This is a genomic window from Nonomuraea sp. H19 (assembly GCF_052068215.1).
In the GTDB taxonomy this organism is placed as follows: domain Bacteria; phylum Actinomycetota; class Actinomycetes; order Streptosporangiales; family Streptosporangiaceae; genus Nonomuraea.
The window spans coordinates 1-2,020 of the sequence record NZ_JBQHCV010000103.1; the positions used below are offsets into that span (position 1 = coordinate 1).

Annotated in this window: 3 protein-coding genes and 1 pseudogene; 2 read left to right on the forward strand and 2 right to left on the reverse strand. The window is 68.7% G+C overall.

Annotation, left to right across the window (positions count from 1 at the left end; translation table 11 throughout):
• A partial coding sequence (locus ACTMTI_RS56710; RefSeq protein WP_441129380.1) for a hypothetical protein occupies positions 1-185 on the reverse strand: 185 nt, incomplete at its 3' end.
• 12 nt (positions 186-197) lie between these two features.
• Between ACTMTI_RS56710 and ACTMTI_RS56715 the strand changes: the two are divergent.
• Both ACTMTI_RS56715 and ACTMTI_RS56720 read left to right on the forward strand, forming a co-directional pair.
• A pseudogene (locus ACTMTI_RS56715) lies at positions 198-422 on the forward strand (DUF4158 domain-containing protein); the annotation flags it as partial.
• Between the two features lie 3 nt (positions 423-425).
• The gene (locus ACTMTI_RS56720) at positions 426-767 is read left to right on the forward strand and encodes a hypothetical protein (RefSeq protein ID WP_441129381.1); all 342 of its coding nucleotides are present in this window, start codon (positions 426-428) and stop codon (positions 765-767) included.
• A 354-nt stretch (positions 768-1,121) separates the two neighbouring features.
• Here the strand turns inward: ACTMTI_RS56720 and ACTMTI_RS56725 are convergent, their stop codons facing one another.
• Complete coding sequence (locus ACTMTI_RS56725) at positions 1,122-1,976, reverse strand: tyrosine-type recombinase/integrase (protein WP_441129382.1); 855 nt, start codon at positions 1,974-1,976, stop codon at positions 1,122-1,124.
• Between the last annotated feature and the right edge of the window lie 44 nt (positions 1,977-2,020).

Here is a 2,020-nt window from a genome sequence, read left to right on the forward strand (position 1 = left end):
ACAACGGCGTTGATCTTGCTGTGACTTGCCTGGTCAATGCTGGGCGGACATGAAACACCTCTCGATGCACATCGACGCTGGTCGAGCACTGGACGATCCTGGACGAAGAGCGCGACCTCGTCGCCGGCAAGCGCGACGCCACGCGACTCGGCTTCACGATCTTGCTGAAGTTCTACACGTAGCACGGCCGATTCCCGCGCGGTCGCTCAGAGCTGCCGGACGATGTGGTCCAGCACGTGGCCAAGCAGGTTCAAGTTCCTGCCTCGGAGCTGGGCTTCTACGAGTGGCCCGGCTCCACGATCGAGTACCACCGCAGCCAGATCCGTACGCACCTGGGCTTTCGCACCTGCACGACCGCGGACGCCACCAAGCTGGCGGGGTGGCTGGCCGAGAACGTCGCGCATGCCGAGCGCCCGGCCTGACCGGTGCGGGAGGAACTGCTCAAGCATCTGCGCGAGGAGCGGATCGAACCGCCGACACCTGGACGGATCTCCCGGATCGTGGCCTCGGCCCTGCACAACGCGGAGGTCGCCTGGTCAGTGCGGATCTGCTCCCGATTGAGCCCCGAGACGACCGAGCGCATCTATACGCTGGTCGGCATCGACGATGGCGGCCGCGCGGTGGCCGAGGCGGTCGGCGACGGCCAAGAGCCCATCAGCGAGACGGCTGCCGAGGACGACGACGAGAGTTCGACGTGGTCTAGCGCCGTTTTCCGCACGTCATCATGGCTATCCCGCGTCTCCGCATCCGCCGCCACTTCGGCTTAGGTCCTTCTGGAATAGAGGGCAGTCCGGGCCGCGGATCTCGTTGGGCACGGGGCAAGCGGGTGACCTTCACCACCTCAAACACCGGGTAGTGGATCCACTCGCTTCGCGCCGGCATGAGGACCATCCTGTCCTGCGGGGAAGGGAGCGGGCCGGGACAGCGGGGAAGTCACCCTGGGGGTACAGCCAAGATAAGCCCAAAACCCACAATCGCGATCTTGAGTGAGCGAGTCGAGGCAGGTCAGCCGCTGGTCCGAGGGGCGAGCAGGCTGGTGATCTCGGCAATGGCGTCCGGTGAGGGCTTGAAGTAGCGCCGCAGGTTCTCCGGTTTCTTGTGCCGGGATTTGGCCATCAGCATCAGGAGGCCCGCACCCGCCTCGCCAGGTGGGTCAGCGCCGAGTGGCGAAATTCGTGCAGGTCCCAACCCGTGCCGGGGCCGTTCAACGCGGTGTCCTCATCCAGCAGGGCGCGGGCCTGGCCATAGGACAGACGGGCCAGGCCGGTGTCGGGGCACACGTCGCGGAGGCTGACGACCTTGCCAGGGCCGGGGCGCCGGTGGGTGACGAAGACAGGGCCGCGGGTGGGGCCTTTGAGCAGGCGAGGTAGCAGCCGAGCAGCGCCGGCGTCCCAGTAAACGGTCTCCAGCACGAAGTCCTCGCGGGCCTGGCCGCGGCGGCGGGTCTTGGCACGGGCACCCTTGGCCTTGACCCGCGCCTGACGGGCAGTCAGGGCCAGGTCCTCGACGTTAGGCGTCAGGATTTCCTCGGCCCGTCCGGCCGTCTCATACAGGAGCCCATAGAGGGTCTTCTCCCGGACGCCGACGTCACGGCATGCGATCAGCCGGTCGATCGCGGTCTTGGAACGGGCTGGGGTCTGGCTGTCGGGGGTCGCCGACCGCTTGGCCCAGCCGGGCACGGCCGGGGCGGCCTGGCCGCGCTCGCGGCACCAGGCCAGCCAGGACAGTACGGCGGCGCGGCGGGCGTTCCAGGTGGTGACCGCCGCTCCGCCCCACAGCGCCTCCAGGGCCTCACCGATCTCGTCGTCGGCCACCACCGCGAGCGGGCGATGCTTGCCGAGCCGCAGCGCGATCTTGCCGACGCCAGCGGCGTAGGCGCGCACGGTGTCGGGGTTGGGCAGGGTGTCCAGGAAGGCGTCGGCCGCGGCGCGGACCGTCAGGTGCCGGCCTGCCGGCAGTTGCACCACAACGGGCACCGTGTCCTCCTTGCCGCAGATAACAGGGCCGCTTCACGCGCCGC